The 249-nt window shown below is 64.3% G+C and carries 1 protein-coding gene; it reads left to right on the top strand.

Annotation, left to right across the window (positions count from 1 at the left end; translation table 11 throughout):
• A partial coding sequence (locus SB660_RS22590; RefSeq protein ID WP_410584731.1) for a hypothetical protein occupies positions 1–201 on the top strand: 201 nt, incomplete at its 5' end.
• Between the last annotated feature and the right edge of the window lie 48 nt (positions 202–249).

Below are 249 nucleotides of genomic sequence, written 5' to 3'. Positions count from 1 at the left end.
CGAGGTGCTGAATCCTCGCTACTGGTGACCCCAGAATTGCTAGCAAACACGCCAAAGGAAGTGAATATGTCAACCCCAGCAATCCGGTGGTGGCTTGAGACTCACGAAGTGCCCGCCGAGGATGGCGACCCCGACGACATCGCGAGGGCCTACCTCGACGGCGACACCTGTGTCTGCTGTGGGGAAGCGCCGCCCGCATAGCGATGGGCGAGAGGGCCCGGCCCCGCCGGGCCCTCTGTTCTACCTCCG

It is taken from the genome of Bacillus sp. SIMBA_005, assembly GCF_046535585.1.
Taxonomy (GTDB): Bacteria; Bacillota; Bacilli; order Bacillales; family Bacillaceae; genus Bacillus; species Bacillus pumilus.
The sequence above is the reverse complement of the archived record's forward strand: the minus strand, read 5'-3'. Positions and strand labels throughout refer to the sequence as shown.